Source organism: Glutamicibacter sp. JL.03c (assembly GCF_025854375.1).
Taxonomy (GTDB): Bacteria; Actinomycetota; Actinomycetes; order Actinomycetales; family Micrococcaceae; genus Glutamicibacter.
Genome location: NZ_CP107575.1, coordinates 258,166 through 281,914, shown reverse-complemented (window position 1 = coordinate 281,914; position 23,749 = coordinate 258,166). Strand labels below are relative to the sequence as shown.

Below are 23,749 nucleotides of genomic sequence, written 5' to 3'. Positions count from 1 at the left end.
GCCGGATTCCTCTTAGTATGGCTCGGCGATTTCATCTATATCGACAAATGGAACTGACAAATTGGCGGCAACTATTTCGCCTAGGGTCGATTTTCCAGTTGCGGCCGGCCCGATCAGAATTAGTGGCGTATCGAGGCTCATAAGGCAATTCTGGCATTGGGAGCGCTGGAGTAACACCTCGCCTTGCACGGAGATGGCATTAGTGTCCCGTAGAGCGTTCGGTGAATAACACACCCTCGGACAACTCGACCCGCCTGTGCCGCTCCGTAGCAGCATGCTTGAAGAATCGACGCCCGTCAGATTGTCTGGAAGAGTTGAGCCATGGATCTCACATGGCTACTCGTAGTTCTAATTGTCATGATCATGTTCGCAACCATAAGCATCGTTGGCGCGTTGAACAGGATCAGAAACGCGTGCGAAAAGGCGCTTGCACTTCTCGAAGAACAATCCACGCGGCAAGCTTCAGAAAAAGGTTCCCAATGAACGCTCCCCTTGCGGCCAAAGCAGCGTGGCACTGAGGAAAATCGGCAGCATATCTGAGAACTCCGGAAACTGTGAGCACTGCAGGATTCGAAATAGATTCATGTTTTTCTCAGACCGCCCGCATTACGAAAACGAACCACTGGTCTGGCTCCCACACGCATGCGCCATCGCACAGGTAAACTCATAGCCACTGTTGAACGTCTACGACCCGGGAATACAACTTCTTGGAATGCTCGTCGTTGAGACTGAGGTAGCTGGACGCGATGTGGATCGACCCGCCGGGCGCGTTGGGCAAACTTTAGCGACCACGACAGCCCTTCCACGACGCACGAGCTTTGTCCCCGACATGGCAGATCCCCGAACAGCGGCCACACTCCGCTTTTCGGGGATCTACGTTTATCCAGGTCCGGTTTCCCGGGTCCTAAATCCTTAGGCGAGCACCGGGGTCTGCCACAAATTCAGCACCTGGCCGATGTTCTTCTCCTCGGCCGACTGGTACAAATCGGTAGCCCAAGCCACATCTTCAATCGGCATGCCGCCTACAGAGTAGAGGATGATTTCCTCGTCATTGCGGCGAGCTGGAATCTTGCCGGTGGCAACGTCCGCGATCTCCTCCAGCTTGGATTCGGGGAGCTTGCCTTCACGCATCAAATCGTGGAAGTGCGTGCCCGGAATGCCCAGCAGCTGGTAAGCCTGCGTTCCATATTCCTCAGCCCATGCGTCATACAGACCGCGGGCGTCGAGGACCAGACGTGCACCGTTGATGATGAAATCATCATCAAAACGAGCAGCGGCTGGCAGCAGCAAGAGAGCTCCGGGCTTGATCGCGGCGGTTGGGAAGTAAGGGAAAGCCTCGGAGCCCTTGATGTCAGTGCTGGTGGTTGCCATGATGACATCTGCATCCTTGATGGCTTCTTCAATGGTTTCTGCGACCACCACCGAGGTCACCTGGGGGAAGTTTTCACGGATGTACTGTGCGAAGGTCTCCACGCCAGCAGCAGAACGACCCTTGATGGTCACGGTGTCAATGCTCGGACGCAGGGACAGGGTCGCATCAATAACAGACTTGGCGATGACGCCAGGACCAACCACTGCGGCCACCTTGGCATCCTGCTTGGCCAGGTGCTTCACGCCCACACCCGGAACAGCCCCGGTGCGGTAGGCGCTGAGCAAGTTGGCACTCATCACGGCCATCGGAGCACCGGTGTCGGTGTCATTCAGCGTGAAGAGGTGGATGGAACGAGGCTGCCCCTTGGCACGGTTCTCGGTGTTCGAGCCGTACCACTTCACTCCGGTAGTTCCGAAGCGGCCACCGAGGTAGGCCGGCATGGCCATGAAACGGCGGTCCGGCCCATCACAGGGCATGCCCTCGTGCTCTGGGTCCTTCGGGAAGGTGATCATCGCACCGTGCGAGTTGCCGTTTTCGCCGGCCATTCGGTAGTCGCCGTTGCGCAACAGGATCAGTGCCTCTTCCATGACGTCGGTGCATCGGGTGATGTCGGTGACGCCTGCGGCAATCATGTCCTGTTCGCTAAGGTAGCGGAAGTTGATAGTAGTCATGTTGAGCTCCTTCGTTGGATTCTTCTAAACGTTCAAACTTAGATGGCTGCTTCGCCGGTTTCACCGGTGCGCACACGGATGATCTGTTCCAAAGAGGAAACCCAGACCTTTCCGTCGCCAATTTCACCGTTTTCACCGGTCTTGGCAGTGCGGACAATAATGTCCAATGCCCGTTCCAGATCTGATTCTGAGACCAGAAGTTCCAAACGGATCTTGGTCCGGAACATCACCGAGAACTCCTGTCCTCGGTAGTACTCGGTGCGCCCACCTTGGGCTCCACGGCCCTGGACTTCAGTGGCCGTTACTCCCGAGAAGCCGGCCTTTTCCAGTTCGGAACAGATGGATTCGAGCCTGATGGGCTTGATCACTGCGGTAATAAGTTTCATGGCGGAGCCTTTCTGTGCAGGTCGCTAGAACTGACGGCTGTCATAGGCGGATTCGGCATGGATGGAGTTATCCAATCCAGCTTCCTCATCCGTCTCGCTGACACGGATCGGGGAAATCTTGTTCATCACCCAGGCGATGGCAAAGGTCATGGCGAAGCTGTAGACCAAGGTGGCGGCAATCGCGATCAGCTCGTGGCCCAACTCGGCGATGTGCCCGCCGAAGAAGATGCCTGCCATCTCGCCTGGCGCCTGTGGATTGGCGAAGAAGGTTGCAAAGAGCGAGCCGGTGATACCGGCGATGCCGTGCACGGCAAAGACGTCCAGCGAGTCATCAATCTGGTGACGTCGCTTCCATGTAATGGCCCAGGCAGCAGCTGCGGCGGCGAGGAAGCCCACCATCAAGGCACCGACGGGTCCCACTGCGTCGGCCACCGGGGTGATGCCGACCATGCCTGCAATAGCGCCGGTTCCCAAACCAAGCATGGTGGCATGCCCGTCACGAACACGTTCAATCGTGATGAATCCGAGCATGCCGCCGCACAGAGCCAGCAAAGTGGTGAGAATGACGTACTGTGCCATGAAATTCGCCCCGCCGGCGGTGCCGCCGTTGAACCCCATCCAGCCAGTAGCAAGCAAGCCCACGCCGATCATCATCAGCGGGAGGTTATGCGGACGGCCAGGGTGCATTTTGCGCTTGCCCAAGACCAAAGCCAGTGCCAGGCCTGCCGCGCCAGCATTCATGTGTACCGCGGTGCCACCAGCGAAATCGTGGAAACCGAGTTGATTGCGCATCCAGCCGCCGATCGTGCCGGCTTCTGGATTATCCAGGGCGAAGACCCAGTGGCCCAGCGGGCAGTAGACCAGGACGATCCATAGGGCCACGAAGACCAGCCAGGCGCCGAACTTCATGCGACCTGCGGCACCGGAAGCAACGAGTGCCACGGAGATGGCTGCAAAGAGGATGTAGAACGCGCCCCAGAAGGTTCCTCCTGCTTCATCGTCAGTCATGAAGTCGGAGAAGAAGGTGTACTCGAGAGGGTTCCCGATGATGCCCGCGCCCCCGAGCGAGTCACCAAGAACCAGTCCGTGGCCGATGACGACGTACACCACGCCGGTCACCGCCAGTGCGCTGAGCACCATCAGCATCATGTTCAGGACATTGCGTCCGTTGAGCATGCCACCGTAGAGCATTGCCAGACCTGGGAACATCAGCAGGACCATGGCGAATGCCGCCAGGAGCCATGCCATGTCAGCGGCTTCCATGATGGGCGCCCCTTTCGAAGTAGTGTTTGCGAGCAACCTCAAGCTATCGATGGAACATTCCGCTGTGCTTTCCGATCCGTTTCTATTAGGCAACGCAATGTTTCGTTTCACAGGTCAAATATCGGCCGTGTGAATTCTTTGTAAAAGGCCGGTCATCAGCTGACTTCTTGTTGGCGGTGCCGCTCGGCAGCGATATTCTGAATGGCAATTATTAGCTTCCGACGTGGCTTTATTAGCAAGTTGATATAGATGAACAGCTGGAAATATGCAGGAAACATCGATGATTTAGAAGAGAAATCCAGACCCCATACGATGGGGGTATCAACCTTCTCGGGCCATCGCTTCGGGCCCGCAAAGCACACGTTGGAGCTGGTCTTGGCACCTTTAGAATTCTCGGTCCTGCATATTCGCGAGTCTCGTCCGCACAATCCGCAATTCCAGTTGGAACTTGATGAGCTCAATGAGAACGTCGTCGGTCAGATCATCGGTGCCGGGCACAACGCCGCGCTGGTCCCCTGCAATGATCTAAGCCTCGAGCAGACGTTGCAGATCGTTGATGCGGCCGATGCCGTGATCATCATGGGCGGCGAAGACGTCGACCCGTCCCTCTACGGACTAACCAGCGCATACCCCGGAGGGGGCTCCCACGAGATAGCTTCGGACCGCAACCAGATTGCAGCCATCCAGCACGCTATTGGAACCAAGACCCCTCTGCTCGGCATTTGCCGCGGCCTGCAACTGCTGAACGTTGCGTTGGGTGGTACTTTGATCCAGCATTTGAGCAACACGGATGCCCATCGCGGCACTGGTAGTGATCCTTTTGTTGATACCCATCTGGATTCGATCATTTCCGGGCTCGAATACGATCTGTCTGCCAAGGAAAGCCACAAGTGCACTCATCACCAGGCAATTCACGAGCTGGGTGCGGGTCTGCAAATTGCCGCCATGTCGACCGATGACATTATCGAAGCTGTGGTGCATGAGTCCGCGCCCGTCACGGCAGTGCAATGGCATCCAGAGCACTCGCACACAGCTTCCGGTCAACTTCGAACCCTGATTAGCCGGTTGGAACGCCAGTGCGAGGATGCCTACGGCCCGGTTCCAGCGCTCAGCAAGGGCTAGCAGCAAGACATTTCACGGCCTGAGGCTAGACTTGATCACATGGCATTGACTCAGTTAATGGTCGTGGATACCGCGGTCGACATCCTGCAACAGTTCGGATTGGCTGACTTGTCAATGCGCCGCTTGGCCAAGGAATTGGATGTCCAGGTTGGCGCACTCTACTGGCATGTGAAAAATAAGCAGGAGTTGCTGGCACAGGTGGCAGCCAAACTGCTTAACACTCCGCAGCTCACGGTCAATGCCAGTCATTTCACCAGTCCCGAACTGGCAATTCTCCAGCTCGCCCGCCGGCTCTACTTGGCGTTGCTGCCGATCCAGGACAGTCCTGAAGTCATTGAAGTTGCCACAGCAATGCAGGCCTCCGACTTAGCGCCCATTGTCCAATTGAGAGAGCTTCTGGAAGCATCGGGTCTCTCCCACGAAAACGCCCGTCATGGACAGCAGCTCTTGCTCAACCATATCTTGGGGTCTGTGGCATTCCGCCAGAACCTCGTGCAGCTGGATCTTAATACGCCGGTTGCTGATGGGTTCGACTGGGGATTGCAAAGAGCGGTCGCTGGATTATTGACCCGATAGGCCAGGCGAGAGCCTTGTGCTGCGTCACGATGAAGCAGTCCCAGCGGCAGCGACCCCTGCCATCCCAGGGAGGTGCGGGCTTCCGGACTCCATCGTGGATTCCAGTTGCCTCTACTCTTGCTTGAAGCTTGAGCAGCAGGTCAGCAGGCTGACACCTAGCTCAGTTTCCCGCCGGAAACTTCGAGATAGCAAGAAGCGCACAACGACTCGTACCAGACATCTTCTCCGTCGATGGCTACCTGGTCCCCATCAAAGACCACGGCTTCGCCAACTCGCCGGGTATTGAACATGGCCTTGCGTCCGCAACGGCAGATGGTCTTCAACTCTTCCAATGAATGGGCAAGCTCCATCAAGCGGGCCGAACCTGGAAATGCGTGGGTGCGGAAGTCGGTGCGAATGCCGTAGGCCAACACCGGCACGTTGTCCAATACGGCGATTCGCAGGAGGTCATCCACCTGCTCGCGCGTCAGGAACTGGGCTTCATCCACGAGGAGGCAGGCCACAGGCGGGGCGTCCACATGCGGCAGCAGGGCATCGGGGTCATCGCCCAAGCTGTGCGCGGCAAATTGCCCCCGGACATGATCTTCAGGGCCGATGGTGAAATCGGCGACGCGCTTGATCCCCAGGCGCGAAACGATGGAGTTTTCGCCCTTGGTATCAACTCCCGGCTTGGCCAATAAGATTCGTTGGCCGCGTTCTTCATAGTTAAAGGCGGCCTGAAGCAAACTCGTGGACTTGCCAGAATTCATTGCCCCGTAGCGGAAATACAACTTGGCCACTATCGCTCCTTGAAGAATCGGGGTACCACCTAACTAGATGGCACCCTACGATCTTAGTGCCGGTCCAGTTTCTGGTCCGCGAGCCAACGCCGCGCAACACTAAGCAAAAAATGAACTCACATTGCGGTCCCCGAAAAAACGTTGTGCCTGGATTGAGAGTTTTTATAGCATGAAACCAGCTTCACGAGTTCTGATCGCTGAGACCACTAGATGCTGGCTTCAGCAAAGCTCCGACTGATCAGGCACCAACCCCACAGTTGTACGGCGGGTGGTTCGGATGAAGAAGCGGCCGCAAGCGCAAGAGCGCCTGGGCAAGAGCAACGAGCGAAAAGGCGATCGTCACCATGGCAGGCTTCATTGAACAACCCCTAACCCTTCCCCGAGGCGCTACACGGTTCGCTTCAGACTGGGTGAGCGCGCGATTCTGGATTGACCACCCTTCTGGCCAAGTGACGATTGCAGCTGACGGCGAACGTTGGATCCTGGAGCCAGAAAATCCGGTTCTTGTGGACAGAATATTGGATCCGTCTCACGTCATTGTCGGGGAGTTCAACGCAAATCTCCGGATATTGCTCGTTCCTGGTGCGCACGAGATTGCCGGGACTTCCTTTTTCCGCCTGCGGCATCCATGAACCACCCCACGGCGCGGTCATTGGCTCCTTGCGGCAAAAATTATTCGGTAGATAACCGTCAGGACAATCACAAAGGGAACGCCGAAAATCATCGTGTACTTGAACTGGGGAACAAAGAATGATGTGACCAGCAAGCCAGCGAGCAGCAAGGCCCCGAGGATCGACGCTGCCGGGTAGCCGAATAATTTGAATTCCAATGCCTCACGTTCCTGAGTCACCCTGCGCCGGAACGATACGTGAGTTAGCAGGATCATGAACCACGTAGCCAGAGCACCGAAGGTGGCCAAGGACAGCATGATGCCAAACCCGCCTTCAGGGACCAGCGCATAAACCAGCGCGGCCACTGCAATGCCCCCGGCGGACATCCACACCGCATGGATCGGCGCGCCGGCGCCGTTGGTCCGATGTGCAATACGCGGCGCATGACCCGAATCGGCCAGGGAATGCAGCATGCGCGTTGCGGCGTACAACTGGGCGTTCATCGCTGATAGGGCAGCAACAATCAGTACGAAGTTCAGCATGGAGTCGGCAAAGGGAATGCCGACCTGCGACATCACCGTGACAAATGGGGACCCCCCGGAAATCAACTCGCTAGTGGGCGCCACTGCCAGAATCAGCGCCATGGTGAATACATAGAACAGCAAAAGCCTCAGGAAGGACACCTTGAAGGATTTGCGCACCGCAACCTTCGGGTTATGCGCCTCGGCTGCCGCGATTGAAATTGCTTCAATGCCCATATAGGAAAAAATTGCAACGATTACCGCACTCCAGGTGCCAAATAATCCGTTCGCGAAGAACCCATTCTCAGCGCTGTAGTTATGTAGCCCGAACTGGTCTTGAGGATCATGGAAGACCAACCACAGCGCGATGATGATGAAAGCCAGCACGGCGAAGACCTTGATGGCGGAGAACCAGTACTCTGTGGTTCCGAAAATCTTCACGCTGGCAAAATTCACGGCCAAGAGCACTGCTGAGAAAATTCCTACCCACCATATGCCAGGGATCTGCGGGAACCAGTACTGCATATATTCACCGACGGCACTGACCTCGGTGCCCACTGCGAAAATCAGTGCGGACCAATACAGATACTTGGTCAGGTACCCGGCGAATGGACCTAGATAGCGTTCAGCGTAGACACCGAAAGATCCCGCCACCGGTTGCTTGACTGTCATTTCGGCGAGCGCGCCCATTACCAGCAGGGCAATTACCCCACCGACCACGTAGCTGAGGATCACCGATGGCCCAGCCATCATGATGGCCAGCTTGCTGCCGGCAAAAAGTCCGGTGCCAATGGCGCTGCCCAGAGCGATCATGGACATCTGCGCGGGAGTGAGTGATTTCTTCAGACCCGACCCGACGTCAGCGGCGCGTACCGGCTGCTTGCCCAACAATGCTCCTAAAACTCATACGAACAGCACGGCATCAGATCATGCCGTGCTGCGTATAAGCGTACTCTGGCCTTGGCAGGCCAGCATTGGTGCAGTTAAGCGGGGTGCTGTTGCTTTCCGGCTAGGTCACGGCATTTCGCACGGCGTACTCTTCGCGCTGCCATGCGTTGGTGTGCAGAATTTCACGCAGCTTCTCCACAGCATCCCAGATATCGGTGCGCGTCAGGTACAGCGGGGTGATGCCGAAGCGCAGGACCTCGGGTTCCCGGTAATCGCCGATGACACCTTGGTCGATCAGCGCGGCGATGATTTCATAGCCATGCTCGTGGCGGAAGCTCACGTGGCTGCCCCGTGCCGGGTGTTCGCGTGGGGTCACCAGTTCCAGCCCATAACCAACGCATCGAGTCTCCACCAGGGCAATGAACAGATCGACGAGTTCCAGCGACTTGGCTCGCACCTGGGCCATATCGGCTTCCAAGGCGATGTCGAGCCCCACCTCGACCATGGCCAGCGAAGTCATTGGCTGGGTGCCGCACATGAAGCGGCGGATGTCATTGGCTGGAGTGTAGCTTTGCGACATTTCGAAGGGCTTGTTATGGGACCACCAGCCCGACAGCGGCTGCCAGAAACGTTCGTGGTGGCGGGCGTTGACCCAGATGAAGGCCGGCGAGCCTGGTCCGCCGTTGAGGTACTTGTAGGTGCAGCCCACCGCGTAGTCAGCATCCGCGGCGTTCAGGTCCACCGGCACAGCCCCTGCGGCATGTGCCAGATCCCAGATTACCAACGCACCGGAAGCGTGGATCGCAGCGGTGATCGCATCCATGTTCCACATGGCGCCGGTTCGGTAATTCACGTGCGACAGTGCCACCACGGCCACACTGTCATCCAAGGCCGCGCGCAAGGAAGCCTCGTCATCGATGAGCTTCACCTCGTACGCGATGCCGGTCTCCTGGGACAGGGAGTTGACCAGATCGGCCAGGCCTTCGGCAATGTAGATGTCGGTGGGGAAATTATCGCGTTCTGTCAGGATCACTCGGCGCTGTGGTGCATCGGCTTTCTGCGTGCGCAGTGCCGAGGCCAAAGCTTTGAACAGGTTCAGCGTGGTGGTGTCGGTGATGGCTGTTTCATTGGGTTTCCCTCCAAGCAAGCTTCCCAGCTTGTCGCCCAGCTTCAGAGGCAGATCGAACCATCCTGCGGTGTTCCATGAGCGGATCAGGCCCTGTCCCCATTCTTCGCTCACCACCTGAGCGGCGCGTTCAGCAGCGCCCTTGGGCAGAGCACCGAGAGAGTTTCCATCAAGGTAAATGGTGTCCTCCGGCAAGATGAAACGGTCAGCGAAAGCCGTCAAGGGATCCACTGCGTCCAGCTGGGACAAGGCTTGGCGAGTCAACTCGGTAGACATTCTTCTCCTAGGATTTCAGTTCTCCACGCTGTAGTTATCGTAGAATCAAACACAAGATCATGCGACTGATTCCGAACTTTCATAAAGAATGAAACGAGATATCCGTGGAAAATTCCCTCTGGGAAGTGCAAGGCGATGCCGTGCCGAATCCTGTTCGCATTGATGCCACGGATCTAGCCATCCTCTCGGAACTAAGCAAAGACGCCCGGATTCCGAACAACCTTCTCGCTGCCACGGTGGGCATTGCTCCTTCGACGTGCCTCGGCCGGGTCAAGGCACTATCCACCGCCGGAATCATCACCGGATACCACACGGCGATCAATGAAAAACTGCTTGGCGTCACGGTCAACGCGATGATTTCTGTGCTCGTCTCCCCCTCGGCCCGGGACCGATTGCTTTCCTCGGCGAAGTCACTGCAGCAGCTGCCGGAGGTCAAGGAGGTCTTCGTGCTCGGTGGATCACCTGATCTATTGGTCCGGGTCGCCACCCGGAGCATTGATGATCTGCGCACCTTTGTCGCGGCTCATCTCGGATCGAATCGCGCGTTTTCTTCAACCCAAACAGTGATCATTTTTGAGCACCTGCGCTAGCTCTGCTTGCGCCGTCATCTAGTGGCATCTCTCATTTAGATCTCATTTGCATCCGGAACAATAGGTCGCATGGGAAAGGAAATGTTGCGCCGCATCGTGGCTTCCATCGCCGTGGTGGCGATCATCTGCTTGGGAGCCTTCGGGATCAGCCGCGCCTTGGGCGGCCCCTCGGATCAAGATCTAGGTGAAGGATTCATCTTCGAAGAAGAGTCCCCCTCCCCGACCAGCGGAGTACCTAACGGCCCAACACCAGCACCAAGCCCCTCCGCATCCCAGACCAAGAAGCCCACGCCATCCCCCACCCCCAAACCAAGCAGCTCTACGAAAAAGCCTGCGCCGAAGCCAACGCCAACGGTCAACCCCAAGCCAAAGCCGTCCGCTCCGGCTCCACCTAAGAAAACCGTCACCCCATTGCCACCGTCAGGGAACCAAAACTACGATGACGACGACGATGACGATTACGAGCCTGATGACGACGATGACGAGGCCGACGACGTAGATGACGATGACTAAAGCACCCGAACGCCGATGGTCCATCCGCGCACGCGTGCTTACCGGCATGCTGCTTTTGGTCGGCCTGGCACTGGTTGCCGCTGGCGCTGCCAGCTTCGCCGTGCAACGCCACGAGCTCAATGAACGTCTTGATGAATCGCTCTCCCGTTCCGTCAAGGAATTCGGCGTGCTGACCGAAACGGGTGTCGACCCGCGAACCATGAAACGATTCGAGCATGCCGAGGACCTGCTCTACATCGCCATGCAGCGCACCTTGCCCTCCCCCAAGCAGGGAATGGTCTCCCTTGTCGGCAAGGAGGTCCGTTGGACTGCGCCGGACATCGTGGGCACCCGGCTGGAAGACGATCCCGAATTCATCGACTGGGCCTTCCAAGTCCAAGACAGCAACCACATCCGGCTGGGCTCCATAAAAACGGATATCGCCACGTATCGTGCCGTGGTGGTACCGGTGAGATTGCCGGCCGATCATGAGCGCGGCTCATTCGTCTTGGCCTATGACTACTCGGCCGAATCCGTTGCCAATGACCGGAACTTCGTGATCTACAGCGCCGTGGGCGCTTCGGTCATGGCACTCTCGGCCCTGGCGGCCTGGCTGGTAGTGGGGCGAATGCTTGAACCGATTCGCAAGTTGCAGACTACTGCGCAGCAGATCTCTGAAACCGACGTCTCCCAGCGTATTGAAGTCTCCGGCAATGACGAGTTCGCAGACCTGACCGTCACGGTCAACGAAATGCTGGACCGCCTCGAGGGCGCGCTCAAGGCCCAACGCCAATTGCTGGACGATGTGGGACATGAGTTGCGCACGCCGGTGACCATCATCAACGGCCATCTGGAATTGATGGATCCTGATGACCCGCAGGATGTGAAGCAGAGCCGCGATATCGCCATGGATGAATTGGGTCGCATGTCCCTGCTGATCAATGACTTGGTGACGCTGGCCAAGTCCAATCGTACGGACTTCCTGCAGATTGAGCCGGTACAAGTGGGCAAGCTACTCGATGACATCCTGGACAAGGCCCGCGGTCTCGGCCAGCGTCAATGGCGTATCGACTACCGCACCGAGGCTACCGTCAAACTGGACCCGATACGCCTGACCCAGGCCATGCTGCAGCTATGCGCCAATGCCGTGAAATTTTCCGAAGATGATAGCCGCATTGCCTTGGGCAACGAGATCCTGCGAAACGGACATGGAGAGACCACCCTGCGTTGGTGGGTCTCCGACGCCGGCATCGGCATCCAAGCCGAGGACCTGGAACGCATCTTTGAACGCTTTGGACGCGGGCAGAACTCTGCACGTTCCTCGGGGTCCGGCTTGGGATTGAATATTGTGCAAGCCATCGCCGAAACGCACGGTGGCCGCGTCTGGGTAAACTCGGAGCCAAGCAAGGGTTCCACGTTCTATATTGATTTGCCGCTGTCGACTGGAAGCAAGGAAGCATGAGCCAAATATTGATCGTCGAAGATGAACCCCGAATTAGCTCCTTTGTCGCCAAGGGGCTGCGGGCTGCCGGGCTGACCTCCTCCATTGCCGAGACCGGCCACGACGGATTCACCCAGGCGCTCGACGGCGAGCATGAATTGATCATCCTGGATTTGGGCTTGCCGGATGAAGATGGATTCTCCGTTCTGCGTCGACTGCGGGCAGCGCAGATCACCACCCCGGTCATCATCCTGACCGCTCGCGGAAGCGTTGAAGACACTGTCGCCGGATTGCAAAACGGCGCGGATGACTACATGGCCAAGCCATTCCACTTTGATGAGCTGCTTGCCCGAGTACGGCTGCGCTTGCGGACCGAGGACAACGCCCCCGAAGTTTCGTCTTTGACCCATGAAAACCTGCACATGGATCTGCTGCGCCGAAGGGTCACCGTGGATTCGACCGAAGTGGATCTTTCAGCCCGCGAATTCGCCCTGGCCGAAGCATTCTTGCGCAACCCAGGCCAGGTGCTCAGCCGGGAACAGCTGCTTTCGCGGGTCTGGGGCTACGATTTTGATCCAGGTTCCAACGTGGTTGACGTGTATGTCCGCTACCTTCGCAACAAGCTCGGCTCTTCACGCTTCGAGACTGTCCGCGGCTTCGGCTACCGGCTGGCAGCCGCAAAATAGCTTGCCAGCGCAAGGTCTAGCTCAGGCTGGGATCCGGGACAAAGTTTTGCTGCAGCAGCCGGCTCCAGCGGTTTGCCGGCAGATGCGGATTGAGCAGAGCCACTCCGATGCAGTACTTGGACATGGACACTTCCCTAATTCCCAGCTCAGCCAGAGCCCGGTCAGCGGCTCCACGGCCATCGGCAGACTTCGTCTCGACGACAATCAAGTCTGGCCCGTTGATGTGTGTCTTGGAGTTGGCGTACCCCAGTTCGACATCGCAGGTCAATCGTTCGGAATCGATGGGGTTCACAAAGGTGGCACGCGTATAGGAGCTGTCTAGCACCGGTTGCAGTTCAGGGACTCCTTGGCCGTATTCGCTAAGCAATACGGATTCCAGGAACTGCAGGTTTTCTTCGGTCAGCTCGCCCGACCGATGCAGGTCCTGCTGGATCCGGTGTTTCACGGTTGCCCCGCGCAGGCCCTTGGTCTTGATCTCGAACATGGATAGCCCGGTATCAGCGTAGGTTCGAGAGCGGACCTTGTAGCGTCTGCGCCGCCCTTGCCGGTGCGCCCGATACTGGTCAAAGTCTTCGGTATCGAAGTACACGGATTCATAGCGGAAGGTGCGAAGGCCATCGATCTGCATGACCTTGAACTTCTCGCCTAGGCGTTCCGATAGTGCAGTGAACTGTTGTGGAGCGAGCAAGAATTTCTTATCAACACGAGTTTGAAGCGCGGCCTCGGACACGACTTCTTCCAGGCTGATCGGTTCTCGGCAGTCAACGGCTTGTTCCAATGCTTCGCGAGCCTTTGTCGCCTGGTCAGTTTGATTACGGCTATCGAGCGCAGGCATTAGGACCAGGACTCCTGCTTGGCTCCGTTCTGCACCGAAGAATTCTGGGAAGCGCTTTGCCCCTTGGCCAGTTCGTAGGTTCCTGCATAGTTCTCCGCCTTGGCGCAGTTGCTATCCGGCGAAGCGGCATTGATGCGGAAGCGAACGTCAACGATGGTCAGGTCACGAACCATATCCAGCTCGACGACCACGGTGCGCAGGATCTTTGCATCAAGCAGTTCTTCCAGAGCCGACTGGAGATCAGCCTTCTTGGGATAGGCCTTCTCCAAGGTCACCGTCTGGCGTTCGGTCCGCGGGGCGAAACTTGGGTGATCCGCCAGGAACATGACCAGCACCAGAGCCGCGGTGGCCGACGGTGCCAACCATGCCGGATCCGGATGCAATCCGTTGACCAAACCAATGGCCAGGGAAATGAAGTAGTACGCGACTTCTTCCTGGGTCAGCGTATCCGACCGAAGGCGGATGATTGAAAGGATGCCGAAGAGGCCAAGACCCAGCCCCATGCCTGCTCCGCTGCCGGAAAGCAGCAAGGTGACCGCGAAGATCCCCATGCTCAAGGCGATGTACGCAAGTACGAGGTCACGGCGGAAGTGCCGACGGAAGTACACGAAGTACACCAGCACGGTAATGCCGATGACGTTTGAGGCTAGTCCTGTCCAGAATGACAACATTCTTATCCCTTTCAATAGTGTGGAGTGATAATCCCTTCTAGGTGAACATTAGGTGAACAGAATGAAGGCAAAAGTAGAACAGGATGAGAATGCCCTCATATTACTGAATGAGACTTGACCTGCGCCTATATGTTTTCGCCTGTTGAAATAAGGTAACTTTCCGCTCACATCAGACTTCGAAACGCTCTTGAGCGGCGAACGGCGGCCCGCCTCTTCATGAGACGAGCCGCCGTTTGACGTCAGTTCCGGTACTTACTTGCCAGCTTCGATGTCAGCCTTGGCGGAAGCATCCGAATCGTTCAGGAACTTGCCGATGCGATCGACTTCTTCGGCTTCGCCGATGGCTGCGGCCGCACGGCCCAGCGCGTAGAGCGAGCGGAGGAAGCCGCGGTTAGGCTCGTGGCTCCAAGGCACTGGTCCCTGGCCACGCCAACCGGCTTTGCGCAACGAGTCAAGGCCGCGGTGGTAGCCCACGCGCGCGAACGCGTAGGATTCCACGGTGCGGCCTTCGCCGTGCGCCTCATCGGCCAGCAGCGCCCAGACCAACGAAGATGATGGGAACTGAGCGGCCAGATCAGTTGGCTCGTCTCCAGCTTCAAGGCGCGCCAGAACCTCCGACTCTTCGGGGAGCAGGGTTTCTGGAATGCCCAACAGGTTTTCGCCGACCATATTTACTTCAGCGACTTTCCGGCCGAGCCCAGCTGACGCGCAGCTTCAACGATGCGAGCTGCCATGGACTCTTCAGCCTTGGCACCCCATACGCGTGGGTCGTAGGTCTTCTTGTTGCCGACTTCGCCGTCGATCTTCAGCACGCCGTCGTAATTTCCCAGCATGTGGCCAGCGACCGGACGGGTGAATGCGTACTGGGTGTCGGTGTCGATGTTCATCTTGATGACACCGTAGGCAACCGCGTCTGCGATTTCCTGTTCGGAGGAGCCCGAACCACCGTGGAATACGAGGTCGAAGGGGTTTTCCTTGCCAATCTTGGCGCCAACCTGGGCCTGGATATCCTTCAGGATCTCCGGACGCAGCTTCACATTGCCTGGCTTGTAAACGCCGTGGACGTTGCCGAAGGTCAGTGCGGTGATGTAGCGGCCCTTTTCACCGGCGCCCAGTGCGTCGATGGTTGCCAGTGCATCCTCAACGGTGGAGTACAGCTTGTCATTGATAGCGTTCTCTACGCCGTCTTCTTCGCCGCCCACTGCGCCGATTTCAACTTCGAGGATCTGCTTGGCGGCAGCGGTGCGTGGCAGCAGCTCGGCAGCGATACGCAGGTTCTCTTCGAGGGTCTCCGCCGAGCCGTCCCACATGTGGGAGTTGAAGAATGGGTCGCGGCCTGCAGCAACTTCAGCTTCCGAGGCAGCCAGCAGTGGAAGCACGAAGCCATCCAGCTTGTCTGCTGGGCAGTGGTCGGTGTGCAGGGCGATATTGACGCCGTAGTTCTTGGCTACTTCGCGGGCGAAGGCTGCGAAGCCCAACGAGCCCGCGACCATGTCCTTGATGGAGGCGCCAGACCAGTAGGCGGCTCCGCCGGTGGAGACCTGGATGATGCCGTCAGACTCAGCTTCGGCGAAGCCGCGGATTGCGGCGTTCAGGGTCTGCGAACTGGTCACGTTCACTGCTGGGAAGGCGTAGCCGCCTGCCTTGGCAGCATCAATCATGGCATTGTACTTATCGGGGGTTGCGATAGGCATGCTTCACTCCTGGTGATTAGCGAGGTTTCGCGTCTCCATTGACGGCGGTTCGCCATCCATCCTATCGCCTAGGTCACTATCTCTACCTAAAATCTCATATCGTGACACGCTAACGAACCACTGTTCTCAATGGCAACGGCCGCCTGAAACGAGTGGAACACCCGTAGCAGACGGCCATCGGCCTGACAGTGGATATTTATTCGGTGATCGAGGCTGAAAGGCTCGCACCTTTGGTCGGGTCAAGCGTTATCCCGAGGAAAGAGGAACTCGATCCTGTCGGCGATTGCACGCTTCCGGTCTTGGTAGTCGACGGCTCATCGCTGGTATGTGGAACTTTGTTCGTTGTTGGCGCCGGGCTTGAAGGTTGCTGGCCATCCGGATCCTTGTCAGTTGATGGTGGAGGCGTCGTTGTGCCTTCTGGCGATGACGTTTTGGATGGAGCTTTCGTCGGCGTAGGCTTCGCAGTCGGTGACTGGTTGTTCGTCGGCGATTCGGACTCGTTCTCGGATGGCGAGGTCGAATCGCTGGGGCTCTTCGTGCCGGTTGGGCTTTCGCTCTCGCCCTCGCTCTGGCTTGGAGCCGGCTTGGCCGACTTCGTAGGCGCAGGACGCGGCGTCGGAGCAGGAATGTATGGGGTTTCGTCGTTCTCGGGAACGATGATGTCCGGATCAGGCGCATTATTGGACTGGCCCGAGTTCTGCGAACCGTTGCCCTTGGGTGCGGTATTCGCATTCACGGTCAGACGCTGCGAATCGATCATCGCCTGGCGCTGGCCTGGGATCAGCGGAAGGTAGTTACGGGGGTCGTGCCAGCGGCCATCGATGATGACTTCGAAGTGCACGTGGCAGCCGGTCGAGTTGCCGGTGGTGCCAGCCAGGGCAATCAGCTCGCCCTGCTTGACGCGCTGGCCCACCTTCGCGATGAGCTTCGAGTTGTGGCTATAACCGGTTTGGACGTTGAAGCCGTGATCAATGGTCACGCGCATGCCCGAATGGCCGGCCCACGCGGAAACCGAAACGGTGCCATCCTCGGACGCGTACACCGGGGAGCCGCATGAAATCGGGTAGTCCTGGCCGATGTGGATCTGGTTGCCTGGACCGGTCGGATTCGCGCGCCAGCCGTAGGGGCTGGAGATCCGACGCGTTGTCACCGGATGCATCAGTTGGAGATCGCCAGGAAGCTTGCCGAGTTCGCCAACGGTGCCGGCCAGCAACGCGGTGGATTCTTCTCCGCTGCCACTTGATTCGGAAGTCTCCGCGGCGCCCTCGATCATGCCCAGGGGGCGCCCATCGATGGCCAGATCTTTGCCGGAAGCGCCGAAGGCGTTCAGAGGAGCATCTGCGCTAACAAAAATGGGGCCGTCGGTAAGGGAGTAATCCGCGACGGCATCCATGGACACCTCGACATCGCCCTGGCGCGAATCGGCTGGCTGCGCGACGATGGGGATTGCCAACGCGCCGGTGAGCCCCAGTGCGGCAACGATAGAGGTCGACCAGATCACCACGGGGTTCTTGCGTCGAGGTAATCCGGGCAGCAATAAGTCGTGGTTCACTTGATGACGTCGTTTCACAGCCACTCGCTCCCAGATCACATTTTCATAACCGATTAACAGCGTAAGCGCAAAAATGTAACTAATCCAGATGCTCGACTAATACTCTTCAGTATTAATTTCTGCGTTAGCCAACTCGTTGCCCGAAAACATGCCTGCGAACCCACGCATGCATGGCAATTCCAGCCGCGGAAGCGGCATTAATGGACCGGGTTGATCCGAATTGTTCAATTGACAAGGTGTCCTTGGCAGCGGCGTGGACTTCAGGGCTCAAACCGGGTCCTTCTTGGCCAAACACCAATACGCAATCCTTCGGAAGGTCGTAGGTTTCCAGCGGCACGGAATCCGGGAAGATATCGATTCCCAGGATCGTGAGCCCCTCGGCTTCAGCCCAGGTAACAAAATCCTCCACAGTCGGATGGTGGCGCACGTGTTGGTAACGATCTGTCACCATTGCACCTCGACGGTTCCAGCGGCGGCGGCCAATGATGTGGACTTCCTTGGCCAAGAATGCGTTGGCACTGCGCACCACGGTGCCGATATTCATGTCATGCTGCCAATTCTCTATGGCGATGTGGAAATCATGGCGACGCTCATCCAGATCGGCGATGATGGCGTCCATCGTCCAGTAACGGTATTTGTCCGCGACATTGCGCCGGTCGCCGCTGGCCAGCAGCTCCGGGTCATACTTCGCTTCAGTTGGCAGTTCCCCTTCCCAGGGGCCTACTCCGATGACATGCTGCTCGCTGGGGTCGTTCACTGGCTCATGTGTTTCTTGATTCACGGTATTAAGCGTAGTTCTTTCTCATCGTGCCCTTGTTCACGGCGCAATTCCCCGAGGCTGTGTAGTCTTTTTAATAGCAGGGGAATCTTTCAACGCAGATAGCTCCCACCACAATTTCATCAGGGAGGACTTCACCTCGTGACGACTACCAACCGCGCCGCACGTACTGTCCATGACATCCAGTGCTGGCTCACTGATATGGACGGCGTTCTTGTCCATGAAAATCAGGCCGTAAAGGGTGCCGCAGAGTTGTTGGGGTACTGGCGTGAAAACGATCTGCGATTCCTCGTCTTGACCAACAACTCCATTTACACTCCGCGCGACCTCCGCGCCCGCCTGCTCGCTTCGGGCTTGGATGTGCCGGAAGAGAACATCTGGACCTCGGCTATGGCCACGGCAGAGTTCCTGGCCCGCCAGCGTCCAGGTGGCCGCACCTTTGTGATCGGTGAAGCGGGTTTGACCACGGCTTTGCATGATGCCGGGTTCATCATGACCGACCAGAACCCGGACTACGTGGTGCTGGGCGAGACCCGCACCTACTCCTTCGAAGCCATCACCAAGGCAATCAGGCTCATCGAAGGTGGCGCCAAGTTCATCGCCACCAACCCGGACGCCACCGGCCCATCGGCCGAAGGCCTCTTGCCTGCAACGGGCGCCATCGCCGCATTGATCTCTCGAGCAACCAATCGCGAACCATACGTGGTGGGCAAGCCGAACCCAATGATGTTCCGTTCCGCATTGAACCGCATCGATGCGCATTCGGAAACAACGGCCATGATTGGCGACCGCATGGACACCGACATTGTCGCTGGCATGGAAGCTGGTCTGCTGACCGCTCTGGTCTTCACCGGCATCACAGGCCGCGAAGATATGGACACCTTCCCGTTCCGCCCGGACCTGCAGTACCCATCTGTAGCGAACCTGCATGCAGAACTGTCCAAGGGCGCGCAGCCAACTGAAACTCCTGCAACGAAGAAGTAGTTCTCGATGCACGCTGAAGGCCGGGCTTTGCCCGGCCTTCAGCGTTTCCCGGGACATCCGTGAATCTGCGACCCGCGACGTATCCTGAAGCAGTGAGTGAACCAGCAGCCAATGAAGTTCCCGGTGCCCGTAAACGCGGACGCCCCAAGGGAAGTACCACCGGAGCAACAAAGTCCAAGATCCTCAAAGCCGCATCCAAGGAATTCGCCCATGCCGGCTTCGAGGGGGCGAGCCTGCGTTCCGTGGCCCGCCGTGCCTCAGTGGATCCAGCTTTGGTGCACCACTATTTCAAGGACAAGAGCGAGCTCTTCATCCAGACCATGCACCTTCCGGTCAACCCGGCAGCCATCATTGGGCAGGCGGTAACCGCGCCGCTAGAAGAATTGGGCTATTCGCTGACCAGTGCCCTGATCAGCACCTGGCGAAAACCAGCATTCCAGCCGCCTGCGATAGCCATGGTCCGAGGAATGATCTCCAGCAACAACGCCACAAAAATTTTGAAGCCGTTCATCCAGAAAGAGATCTTTTCCCGTGTGGGCGCTCGCCTGCCCCCGGAAACGGCAGAAGCGCGTGTTGCACTAGTGGCCAGCCAGTTCATCGGCCTGATTATCGCCAGGTACGTTGTTTCCTTGGAGCCCTTGGCCTCCATGGATGATGATGAGCTCATCGAACTTGTAGCACCAACAATTCAGCGCTACCTCACCGGGGATCTTCCTGCCCAAAAGCATTGACTTGTCCGCCAAACGCGTCTCTAATTCACTATATGATGAATAAATCAGCTTGCATCGACGTGCAAGAGCTCAACGTCAAGAGGGGCAAGAACCTGGTCCTGGACCAGCTGAGCTTCCAGCTTGAAGCAGGCAAGATCATCGGGCTGCTTGGTCCCAGTGGAAGCGGTAAGAGCACGTTGCTGCGCAGCATCGTTGGCAACCAGATCATCACCAGCGGCACCGTCACCGTCCTCGGGCTGCCCTCAGGGAGCAAGGCCCTGCGTCACAAAGTCGGCTACATGACCCAGGCAGCAAGTGTCTACGACGATCTGACGGTAAGGCAGAACGTCGCCTATTTCGCCAAAATTCTTGGGCTCCCCGATGAAGAGGTAAATCGTGTCATTCAGGGCACTGACCTAACTGAGCAGGCTTCCCGCCTGGTCATTGACCTCTCGGGTGGCCAACGCAATCGCGTCTCACTTGCCATCGCGCTGCTGGGCAGCCCTGAAATTGTCATCCTTGACGAGCCAACGGTCGGGCTTGATCCGGTGCTGCGCGCAGATTTGTGGGACCTGTTCGCCCAGCTGGCCGCCACCGGCTTGTGCTTGGTGGTGTCCAGCCACGTTATGGATGAAGCCATGCGTTGCGATCAAATCCTGTTGCTCCGAGAGGGAAAAATACTCGCGCAACTGACACCGTACGAACTCATGGAACGCACCGGCGCCACCGATCCGGATACCGCATTTTTGAAACTCATTGATGCAGGCGCCTCGAATTCACGCGACAATGCCACCCCTGCCCCTGATTCGGCACCCCGGCACCGTGCCAGCGCAGATGGGAGCAAATAATGCGCAGAACTTTAGCCACCACTGGCAGGGTGCTGAACCAAGTCCGCCACGACCCGAGGACCATTGCCCTGATGCTCGTGGTCCCCAGCCTGCTGATTGGATTAATTGCTTGGATATTCACCGATACACCTGCTTTTCAACGTATCGGCCCTTCCATGATTGCCCTGTTTCCCTTTGTCGTGATGTTCCTGGTAACCAGCATCGCCACTCTGCGAGAACGGCGCAGTGGCACGCTTGAACGGCTTCTGAGCATGCCGCTAGCCAAGGGCGAATTCATCTTTGGTTACGCACTGGCTTTCACCATGATCGCCATCGTTCAAACCATCATTGCCTCGAGCTTTGCCGTCTGGGTTTGCGGCTTGGAAATCTCGGGCAGTTTTTGGTTGATGTTTGCGGTGGCGGCGCTGGACGCCCTGCTGGGAATCAGCCTCGGGCTTATGGCCAGCGCCTTCGCCCATACGGAATTCCAGGTCGTGCAGTTCATGCCTGCCTTAATCGTCCCCCAATTCCTGCTGGCAGGAATCATCCTTCCCCGAGAACAGCTTCCCTCAGTCCTTGAATCCATCGGCGACTGGCTGCCGCTGTCCCATGCCATCGACGCCCTCTCTGATGTCGCTGCAGGAACCACGGATTCGGACACTGGATTCAGCATGCTGCTGATTGGTGCGTGGATCGTCGTGGCGCTGCTTGTCGGATCGCTGACCCTGCGCCGACGCACCGCGTAGAACTCATCCAAAGTACGTGATGGTGCGTATGCCATGGACTCCTGCGCCCCGATGACGCGGGCGGGTCTGCAAAGGAACCGTACCGAGAACTGTTGTTGATGCGCATTCCCGCCTGCCATAGGCAAACCCGCCATCCCGGAAGATCCGGAATGGCGGGTGCCAGGCAGGGATGTGGGCGCTGGCTACAGGCCCAGCTCATCCTTGCCGTAGGCGAACAGGTACGGCACCCCGGCTTCGGCCTCGATGCGCTCCTTGGCTCCGGTATCGCGGTCCACGATCACGGCCACGGCAATGACGTTGCCGCCTGCCTTGCGCACGCCTTCAACTGCGGTCAGCGCAGAGCCGCCGGTGGTGGAAGTATCCTCGAGCACAATCACGTCGCGGCCCTCGACGCTCGGGCCCTCGACTTGGCGGCCCATGCCGTAGGACTTCTGCGCCTTGCGCACCACAAACGCGTCAATCGCGCGATCCTTGGCACGTGCGGTGTGCATGATGGCGGTGCCCACCGGGTCTGCGCCCATGGTCAGCCCGCCCACATTGGTGAACTCCAGCTGCGCTTCATCAAGCAGCTCCAGCATGACCTCGCCCACCAGGCCCGAGGCCTCCTGGTGCAGGGTCACTCGGCGCAAATCGATGTAGTAGTCAGCTTCCTTGCCCGAAGACAGGATGACCTTGCCGCGCACAATGGCAAGTTCTTGGATCAGTTCTTTTAGTCGCTCACGGGCGCTGGTTTCGCTCATACCCTCGATTCTAGTCGGCATCATCGCTAGGCTGATTTTATGAACGCACAACGCCCCTTGGGTTACTGGTTGAAATTGGTGGATTCGCTGATTGACGAGCAGTTTGCAGCGACCTTGGAAGAACATGGCGTGACACGCCGGCAGTGGCAGGTGCTCAACCTGCTGGAGCATCAGCCCGCCACCGAGGCGCAGCTGAACGCCGGGCTCTCCCCGTTCTTCGCTTCCGAGGATGAGCCGCAATCGTTGAGCGAGCACTTGGCCGAGCTGGTGGAATCGGGATGGGTCACCGCGCAGGATGGCGTGTACTCGATCACTGACCGCGGCCATGTCTCGCTGCTGAAGCTCGGCGAGCTCGTGGAGAAGATCCGCACGCAGTTCGGAGAGGATCTAGACGGCTCGGAATATGACGCGGTAGTGCAGACCCTGGAAAAGATGGCCCGCAGCCTCGGCTGGAAACCAGAAGACGAGCAGGCGTAGCCACAGGCCATTGCTGCGTATGTTGAGAACAGATTAAATTTCGAGGCAAACGCGGCACCTGGCGCGCCGTGGCCATGCCAACTGCCTAGGATTAAAGACATGCGTGAATTGCAAGCAGAGATCATTGAAGAGTTGGGCGTGCGCCCGGAAATCGACGCCGCGCAGGAGATCCGCCGTCGTGTTGATTTCCTCAAGGACTACCTGTCGGCCACCGGTGCCAAGGGTTTTGTCCTGGGGATTTCCGGCGGCATCGATTCCACCCTGGCCGGTCGCCTGGCTCAACTGGCAGTCCAGGAAGTCCGCGAGGCCGGAGGCGAAGCACGCTTCGTTTCGGTACGCCTTCCCCACGGTGTGCAGCAGGATGCCGCCGACGCCGCCGCGGCCATGGACTTCATTGCCGCCGATGAGCAATTCGAGGTGAATATCGCCAAGCCGGTCGCCGCGCTCGATGAGGCGATCACCGATGCCGGGCACCCGAAGATCAGCGACTTCAACCGCGGCAACGCGAAGGCCCGCACCCGCATGATCGTGCAGTACGCCATCGCGGGCGACCGCGGAATGCTGGTGCTGGGCACCGACCACGCCGCCGAATCCGTCACCGGGTTCTTCACCAAATTCGGTGATGGCGGCGCCGATCTTTTGCCGTTGGCCGGCTTGAACAAGCGCCAGAACCAAGCCCTGCTGCGTGAATTGCAGGCCCCAGAACTGCTCTGGTCCAAGAAGCCCACCGCGGACCTGCTCGATGGCCAGCCGCAGCGCGCCGATGAGGACGAACTCGGCCTGACCTACGACCAGATCGACGATTACCTCGAGGGCCGCGAGGTTGCCGAAGCGGCCGCGGAAGCCATTGAAAAGCGCTTTGTCGCATCACGCCATAAGCGCGCGGTGCCAGCGACCTACTGGGACACGTGGTGGCGGGCCTGAACTGGCCCGTG

The 23,749-nt window shown here is 58.2% G+C and carries 26 protein-coding genes and 1 riboswitch; of the genes, 12 read left to right on the top strand and 14 right to left on the bottom strand.

Annotated elements, in window-relative coordinates:
* Window positions 1–12: 12 nt before the first annotated feature.
* From OF385_RS16680 to OF385_RS01330, 4 genes are all read right to left on the bottom strand, one after another.
* On the bottom strand, window positions 13–141 hold the full coding sequence (locus OF385_RS16680) for a shikimate kinase (RefSeq protein WP_413468061.1): 129 nt from the start codon (window positions 139–141) through the stop codon (window positions 13–15).
* 771 nt (window positions 142–912) lie between these two features.
* Entirely contained in the window at window positions 913–2,043 is a 1,131-nt protein-coding gene (locus OF385_RS01340; protein WP_264276629.1) for a tyramine oxidase subunit B, read from the bottom strand.
* A gap of 38 nt (window positions 2,044–2,081) precedes the next feature.
* The gene (locus tag OF385_RS01335; RefSeq protein WP_264276628.1) at window positions 2,082–2,429 is read right to left on the bottom strand and encodes a P-II family nitrogen regulator; all 348 of its coding nucleotides are present in this window, start codon (window positions 2,427–2,429) and stop codon (window positions 2,082–2,084) included.
* A gap of 24 nt (window positions 2,430–2,453) precedes the next feature.
* Window positions 2,454–3,692, bottom strand: a complete 1,239-nt coding sequence (locus tag OF385_RS01330) for an ammonium transporter (RefSeq protein ID WP_264276627.1) — start codon at window positions 3,690–3,692, stop codon at window positions 2,454–2,456.
* A 375-nt stretch (window positions 3,693–4,067) separates the two neighbouring features.
* Here OF385_RS01330 and OF385_RS01325 point away from each other — a divergent pair, with 375 nt between their 5' ends.
* A complete protein-coding gene (locus tag OF385_RS01325; RefSeq protein ID WP_264276626.1) occupies window positions 4,068–4,814 on the top strand; it encodes a gamma-glutamyl-gamma-aminobutyrate hydrolase family protein in 747 nt (248 codons plus the stop codon).
* Window positions 4,815–4,853: 39 nt separating this feature from the next.
* Window positions 4,854–5,390 carry a TetR/AcrR family transcriptional regulator gene (locus tag OF385_RS01320; protein ID WP_264276625.1) on the top strand — a complete coding sequence of 179 codons (537 nt, stop codon included), beginning with the start codon at window positions 4,854–4,856 and terminating at the stop codon, window positions 5,388–5,390.
* A gap of 155 nt (window positions 5,391–5,545) precedes the next feature.
* On the opposite strand, the gene OF385_RS01315 is transcribed toward OF385_RS01320, so the two are convergent.
* The 3 genes from OF385_RS01315 to kynU all read right to left on the bottom strand — a co-directional run bounded on the left by OF385_RS01315 (window position 5,546) and on the right by kynU (window position 9,591).
* Complete coding sequence (locus tag OF385_RS01315) at window positions 5,546–6,169, bottom strand: thymidine kinase (protein WP_264276624.1); 624 nt, start codon at window positions 6,167–6,169, stop codon at window positions 5,546–5,548.
* A gap of 179 nt (window positions 6,170–6,348) precedes the next feature.
* Window positions 6,349–6,493, top strand: a riboswitch (SAM riboswitch).
* 325 nt (window positions 6,494–6,818) lie between these two features.
* Entirely contained in the window at window positions 6,819–8,189 is a 1,371-nt protein-coding gene (locus tag OF385_RS01310; RefSeq protein WP_264276623.1) for an amino acid permease, read from the bottom strand.
* Window positions 8,190–8,310: 121 nt separating this feature from the next.
* Window positions 8,311–9,591: a kynureninase gene (gene kynU / locus OF385_RS01305; RefSeq protein WP_264276622.1), complete on the bottom strand. Its 1,281-nt coding sequence runs from the start codon at window positions 9,589–9,591 to the stop codon at window positions 8,311–8,313.
* Between the two features lie 104 nt (window positions 9,592–9,695).
* On the opposite strand from kynU, the gene OF385_RS01300 reads away from it, so the two are divergent.
* From OF385_RS01300 to OF385_RS01285, 4 genes are all read left to right on the top strand, one after another.
* Window positions 9,696–10,181, top strand: coding sequence for an Lrp/AsnC family transcriptional regulator (locus OF385_RS01300; protein ID WP_264276621.1), 486 nt, complete (start codon window positions 9,696–9,698; stop codon window positions 10,179–10,181).
* A 69-nt stretch (window positions 10,182–10,250) separates the two neighbouring features.
* Window positions 10,251–10,694, top strand: coding sequence for a hypothetical protein (locus tag OF385_RS01295; RefSeq protein ID WP_264276620.1), 444 nt, complete (start codon window positions 10,251–10,253; stop codon window positions 10,692–10,694).
* Window positions 10,687–12,135, top strand: coding sequence for a sensor histidine kinase (locus OF385_RS01290; RefSeq protein ID WP_264276619.1), 1,449 nt, complete (start codon window positions 10,687–10,689; stop codon window positions 12,133–12,135). Before OF385_RS01295 ends, OF385_RS01290 begins: the two co-directional genes overlap by 8 nt.
* Window positions 12,132–12,800: a response regulator transcription factor gene (locus OF385_RS01285; RefSeq protein ID WP_264276618.1), complete on the top strand. Its 669-nt coding sequence runs from the start codon at window positions 12,132–12,134 to the stop codon at window positions 12,798–12,800. Before OF385_RS01290 ends, OF385_RS01285 begins: the two co-directional genes overlap by 4 nt.
* A 16-nt stretch (window positions 12,801–12,816) precedes the next feature.
* Here the strand turns inward: OF385_RS01285 and OF385_RS01280 are convergent, their stop codons facing one another.
* From OF385_RS01280 to OF385_RS01255, 6 genes are all read right to left on the bottom strand, one after another.
* Window positions 12,817–13,635 (bottom strand): polyphosphate polymerase domain-containing protein, encoded by an 819-nt coding sequence (locus OF385_RS01280; protein WP_264276617.1) that lies wholly within the window; start codon window positions 13,633–13,635, stop codon window positions 12,817–12,819.
* Entirely contained in the window at window positions 13,635–14,306 is a 672-nt protein-coding gene (locus OF385_RS01275; protein ID WP_264276616.1) for a DUF4956 domain-containing protein, read from the bottom strand. The genes OF385_RS01280 and OF385_RS01275 overlap by 1 nt, the downstream gene beginning before the upstream one ends.
* Window positions 14,307–14,558: 252 nt before the next feature.
* Window positions 14,559–14,975: a DUF3151 domain-containing protein gene (locus OF385_RS01270; RefSeq protein ID WP_264276615.1), complete on the bottom strand. Its 417-nt coding sequence runs from the start codon at window positions 14,973–14,975 to the stop codon at window positions 14,559–14,561.
* A gap of 2 nt (window positions 14,976–14,977) precedes the next feature.
* The gene (gene fbaA / locus OF385_RS01265; protein ID WP_264276614.1) at window positions 14,978–16,000 is read right to left on the bottom strand and encodes a class II fructose-bisphosphate aldolase; all 1,023 of its coding nucleotides are present in this window, start codon (window positions 15,998–16,000) and stop codon (window positions 14,978–14,980) included.
* A gap of 196 nt (window positions 16,001–16,196) precedes the next feature.
* Window positions 16,197–17,552: a M23 family metallopeptidase gene (locus OF385_RS01260; protein WP_264276613.1), complete on the bottom strand. Its 1,356-nt coding sequence runs from the start codon at window positions 17,550–17,552 to the stop codon at window positions 16,197–16,199.
* A gap of 124 nt (window positions 17,553–17,676) precedes the next feature.
* The gene (locus tag OF385_RS01255) at window positions 17,677–18,333 is read right to left on the bottom strand and encodes a TrmH family RNA methyltransferase (protein WP_264276612.1); all 657 of its coding nucleotides are present in this window, start codon (window positions 18,331–18,333) and stop codon (window positions 17,677–17,679) included.
* 198 nt (window positions 18,334–18,531) lie between these two features.
* Between OF385_RS01255 and OF385_RS01250 the strand changes: the two genes are divergently transcribed.
* The 4 genes from OF385_RS01250 to OF385_RS01235 all read left to right on the top strand — a co-directional run bounded on the left by OF385_RS01250 (window position 18,532) and on the right by OF385_RS01235 (window position 21,597).
* The gene (locus OF385_RS01250) at window positions 18,532–19,314 is read left to right on the top strand and encodes an HAD-IIA family hydrolase (RefSeq protein ID WP_264277832.1); all 783 of its coding nucleotides are present in this window, start codon (window positions 18,532–18,534) and stop codon (window positions 19,312–19,314) included.
* A gap of 92 nt (window positions 19,315–19,406) precedes the next feature.
* Window positions 19,407–20,045 carry a TetR/AcrR family transcriptional regulator gene (locus OF385_RS01245; protein ID WP_264276611.1) on the top strand — a complete coding sequence of 213 codons (639 nt, stop codon included), beginning with the start codon at window positions 19,407–19,409 and terminating at the stop codon, window positions 20,043–20,045.
* 32 nt (window positions 20,046–20,077) lie between these two features.
* On the top strand, window positions 20,078–20,872 hold the full coding sequence (locus tag OF385_RS01240; RefSeq protein WP_264276610.1) for an ABC transporter ATP-binding protein: 795 nt from the start codon (window positions 20,078–20,080) through the stop codon (window positions 20,870–20,872).
* Entirely contained in the window at window positions 20,872–21,597 is a 726-nt protein-coding gene (locus OF385_RS01235) for an ABC transporter permease (protein ID WP_264276609.1), read from the top strand. The genes OF385_RS01240 and OF385_RS01235 overlap by 1 nt, the downstream gene beginning before the upstream one ends.
* 182 nt (window positions 21,598–21,779) lie before the next feature.
* Here the strand turns inward: OF385_RS01235 and pyrE are convergent, their stop codons facing one another.
* The gene (pyrE, locus tag OF385_RS01230; RefSeq protein WP_264276608.1) at window positions 21,780–22,337 is read right to left on the bottom strand and encodes an orotate phosphoribosyltransferase; all 558 of its coding nucleotides are present in this window, start codon (window positions 22,335–22,337) and stop codon (window positions 21,780–21,782) included.
* A 39-nt stretch (window positions 22,338–22,376) separates the two neighbouring features.
* Here pyrE and OF385_RS01225 point away from each other — a divergent pair, with 39 nt between their 5' ends.
* Together OF385_RS01225 and nadE are read left to right on the top strand one after the other, a co-directional pair.
* Window positions 22,377–22,814 (top strand): MarR family winged helix-turn-helix transcriptional regulator, encoded by a 438-nt coding sequence (locus tag OF385_RS01225; RefSeq protein ID WP_264276607.1) that lies wholly within the window; start codon window positions 22,377–22,379, stop codon window positions 22,812–22,814.
* A 99-nt stretch (window positions 22,815–22,913) separates the two neighbouring features.
* Window positions 22,914–23,738, top strand: coding sequence for an ammonia-dependent NAD(+) synthetase (gene nadE / locus OF385_RS01220; RefSeq protein WP_264276606.1), 825 nt, complete (start codon window positions 22,914–22,916; stop codon window positions 23,736–23,738).
* Window positions 23,739–23,749: the final 11 nt, after the last annotated feature.

Excerpts from the sequence above, each read along its gene's own strand:
- OF385_RS16680 (WP_413468061.1), bottom strand. The coding sequence starts at position 141 with ATGAGCCTCGATACGCCACTAATTCTGATCGGGCCGGCCGCAACTGGA.
- OF385_RS01340 (WP_264276629.1), bottom strand. The coding sequence starts at position 2,043 with ATGACTACTATCAACTTCCGCTACCTTAGCGAACAGGACATGATTGCC.
- OF385_RS01335 (WP_264276628.1), bottom strand. The coding sequence starts at position 2,429 with ATGAAACTTATTACCGCAGTGATCAAGCCCATCAGGCTCGAATCCATC.
- OF385_RS01330 (WP_264276627.1), bottom strand. The coding sequence starts at position 3,692 with ATGGAAGCCGCTGACATGGCATGGCTCCTGGCGGCATTCGCCATGGTC.
- OF385_RS01320 (WP_264276625.1), top strand. The coding sequence starts at position 4,854 with ATGGCATTGACTCAGTTAATGGTCGTGGATACCGCGGTCGACATCCTG.
- kynU (WP_264276622.1), bottom strand. The coding sequence starts at position 9,591 with ATGTCTACCGAGTTGACTCGCCAAGCCTTGTCCCAGCTGGACGCAGTG.
- OF385_RS01295 (WP_264276620.1), top strand. The coding sequence starts at position 10,251 with ATGGGAAAGGAAATGTTGCGCCGCATCGTGGCTTCCATCGCCGTGGTG.
- OF385_RS01290 (WP_264276619.1), top strand. The coding sequence starts at position 10,687 with ATGACTAAAGCACCCGAACGCCGATGGTCCATCCGCGCACGCGTGCTT.
- OF385_RS01285 (WP_264276618.1), top strand. The coding sequence starts at position 12,132 with ATGAGCCAAATATTGATCGTCGAAGATGAACCCCGAATTAGCTCCTTT.
- OF385_RS01280 (WP_264276617.1), bottom strand. The coding sequence starts at position 13,635 with ATGCCTGCGCTCGATAGCCGTAATCAAACTGACCAGGCGACAAAGGCT.
- OF385_RS01275 (WP_264276616.1), bottom strand. The coding sequence starts at position 14,306 with ATGTTGTCATTCTGGACAGGACTAGCCTCAAACGTCATCGGCATTACC.
- OF385_RS01270 (WP_264276615.1), bottom strand. The coding sequence starts at position 14,975 with ATGGTCGGCGAAAACCTGTTGGGCATTCCAGAAACCCTGCTCCCCGAA.
- fbaA (WP_264276614.1), bottom strand. The coding sequence starts at position 16,000 with ATGCCTATCGCAACCCCCGATAAGTACAATGCCATGATTGATGCTGCC.
- OF385_RS01250 (WP_264277832.1), top strand. The coding sequence starts at position 18,532 with ATGGACGGCGTTCTTGTCCATGAAAATCAGGCCGTAAAGGGTGCCGCA.
- OF385_RS01240 (WP_264276610.1), top strand. The coding sequence starts at position 20,078 with ATGATGAATAAATCAGCTTGCATCGACGTGCAAGAGCTCAACGTCAAG.
- OF385_RS01235 (WP_264276609.1), top strand. The coding sequence starts at position 20,872 with ATGCGCAGAACTTTAGCCACCACTGGCAGGGTGCTGAACCAAGTCCGC.
- pyrE (WP_264276608.1), bottom strand. The coding sequence starts at position 22,337 with ATGAGCGAAACCAGCGCCCGTGAGCGACTAAAAGAACTGATCCAAGAA.
- OF385_RS01225 (WP_264276607.1), top strand. The coding sequence starts at position 22,377 with ATGAACGCACAACGCCCCTTGGGTTACTGGTTGAAATTGGTGGATTCG.
- nadE (WP_264276606.1), top strand. The coding sequence starts at position 22,914 with ATGCGTGAATTGCAAGCAGAGATCATTGAAGAGTTGGGCGTGCGCCCG.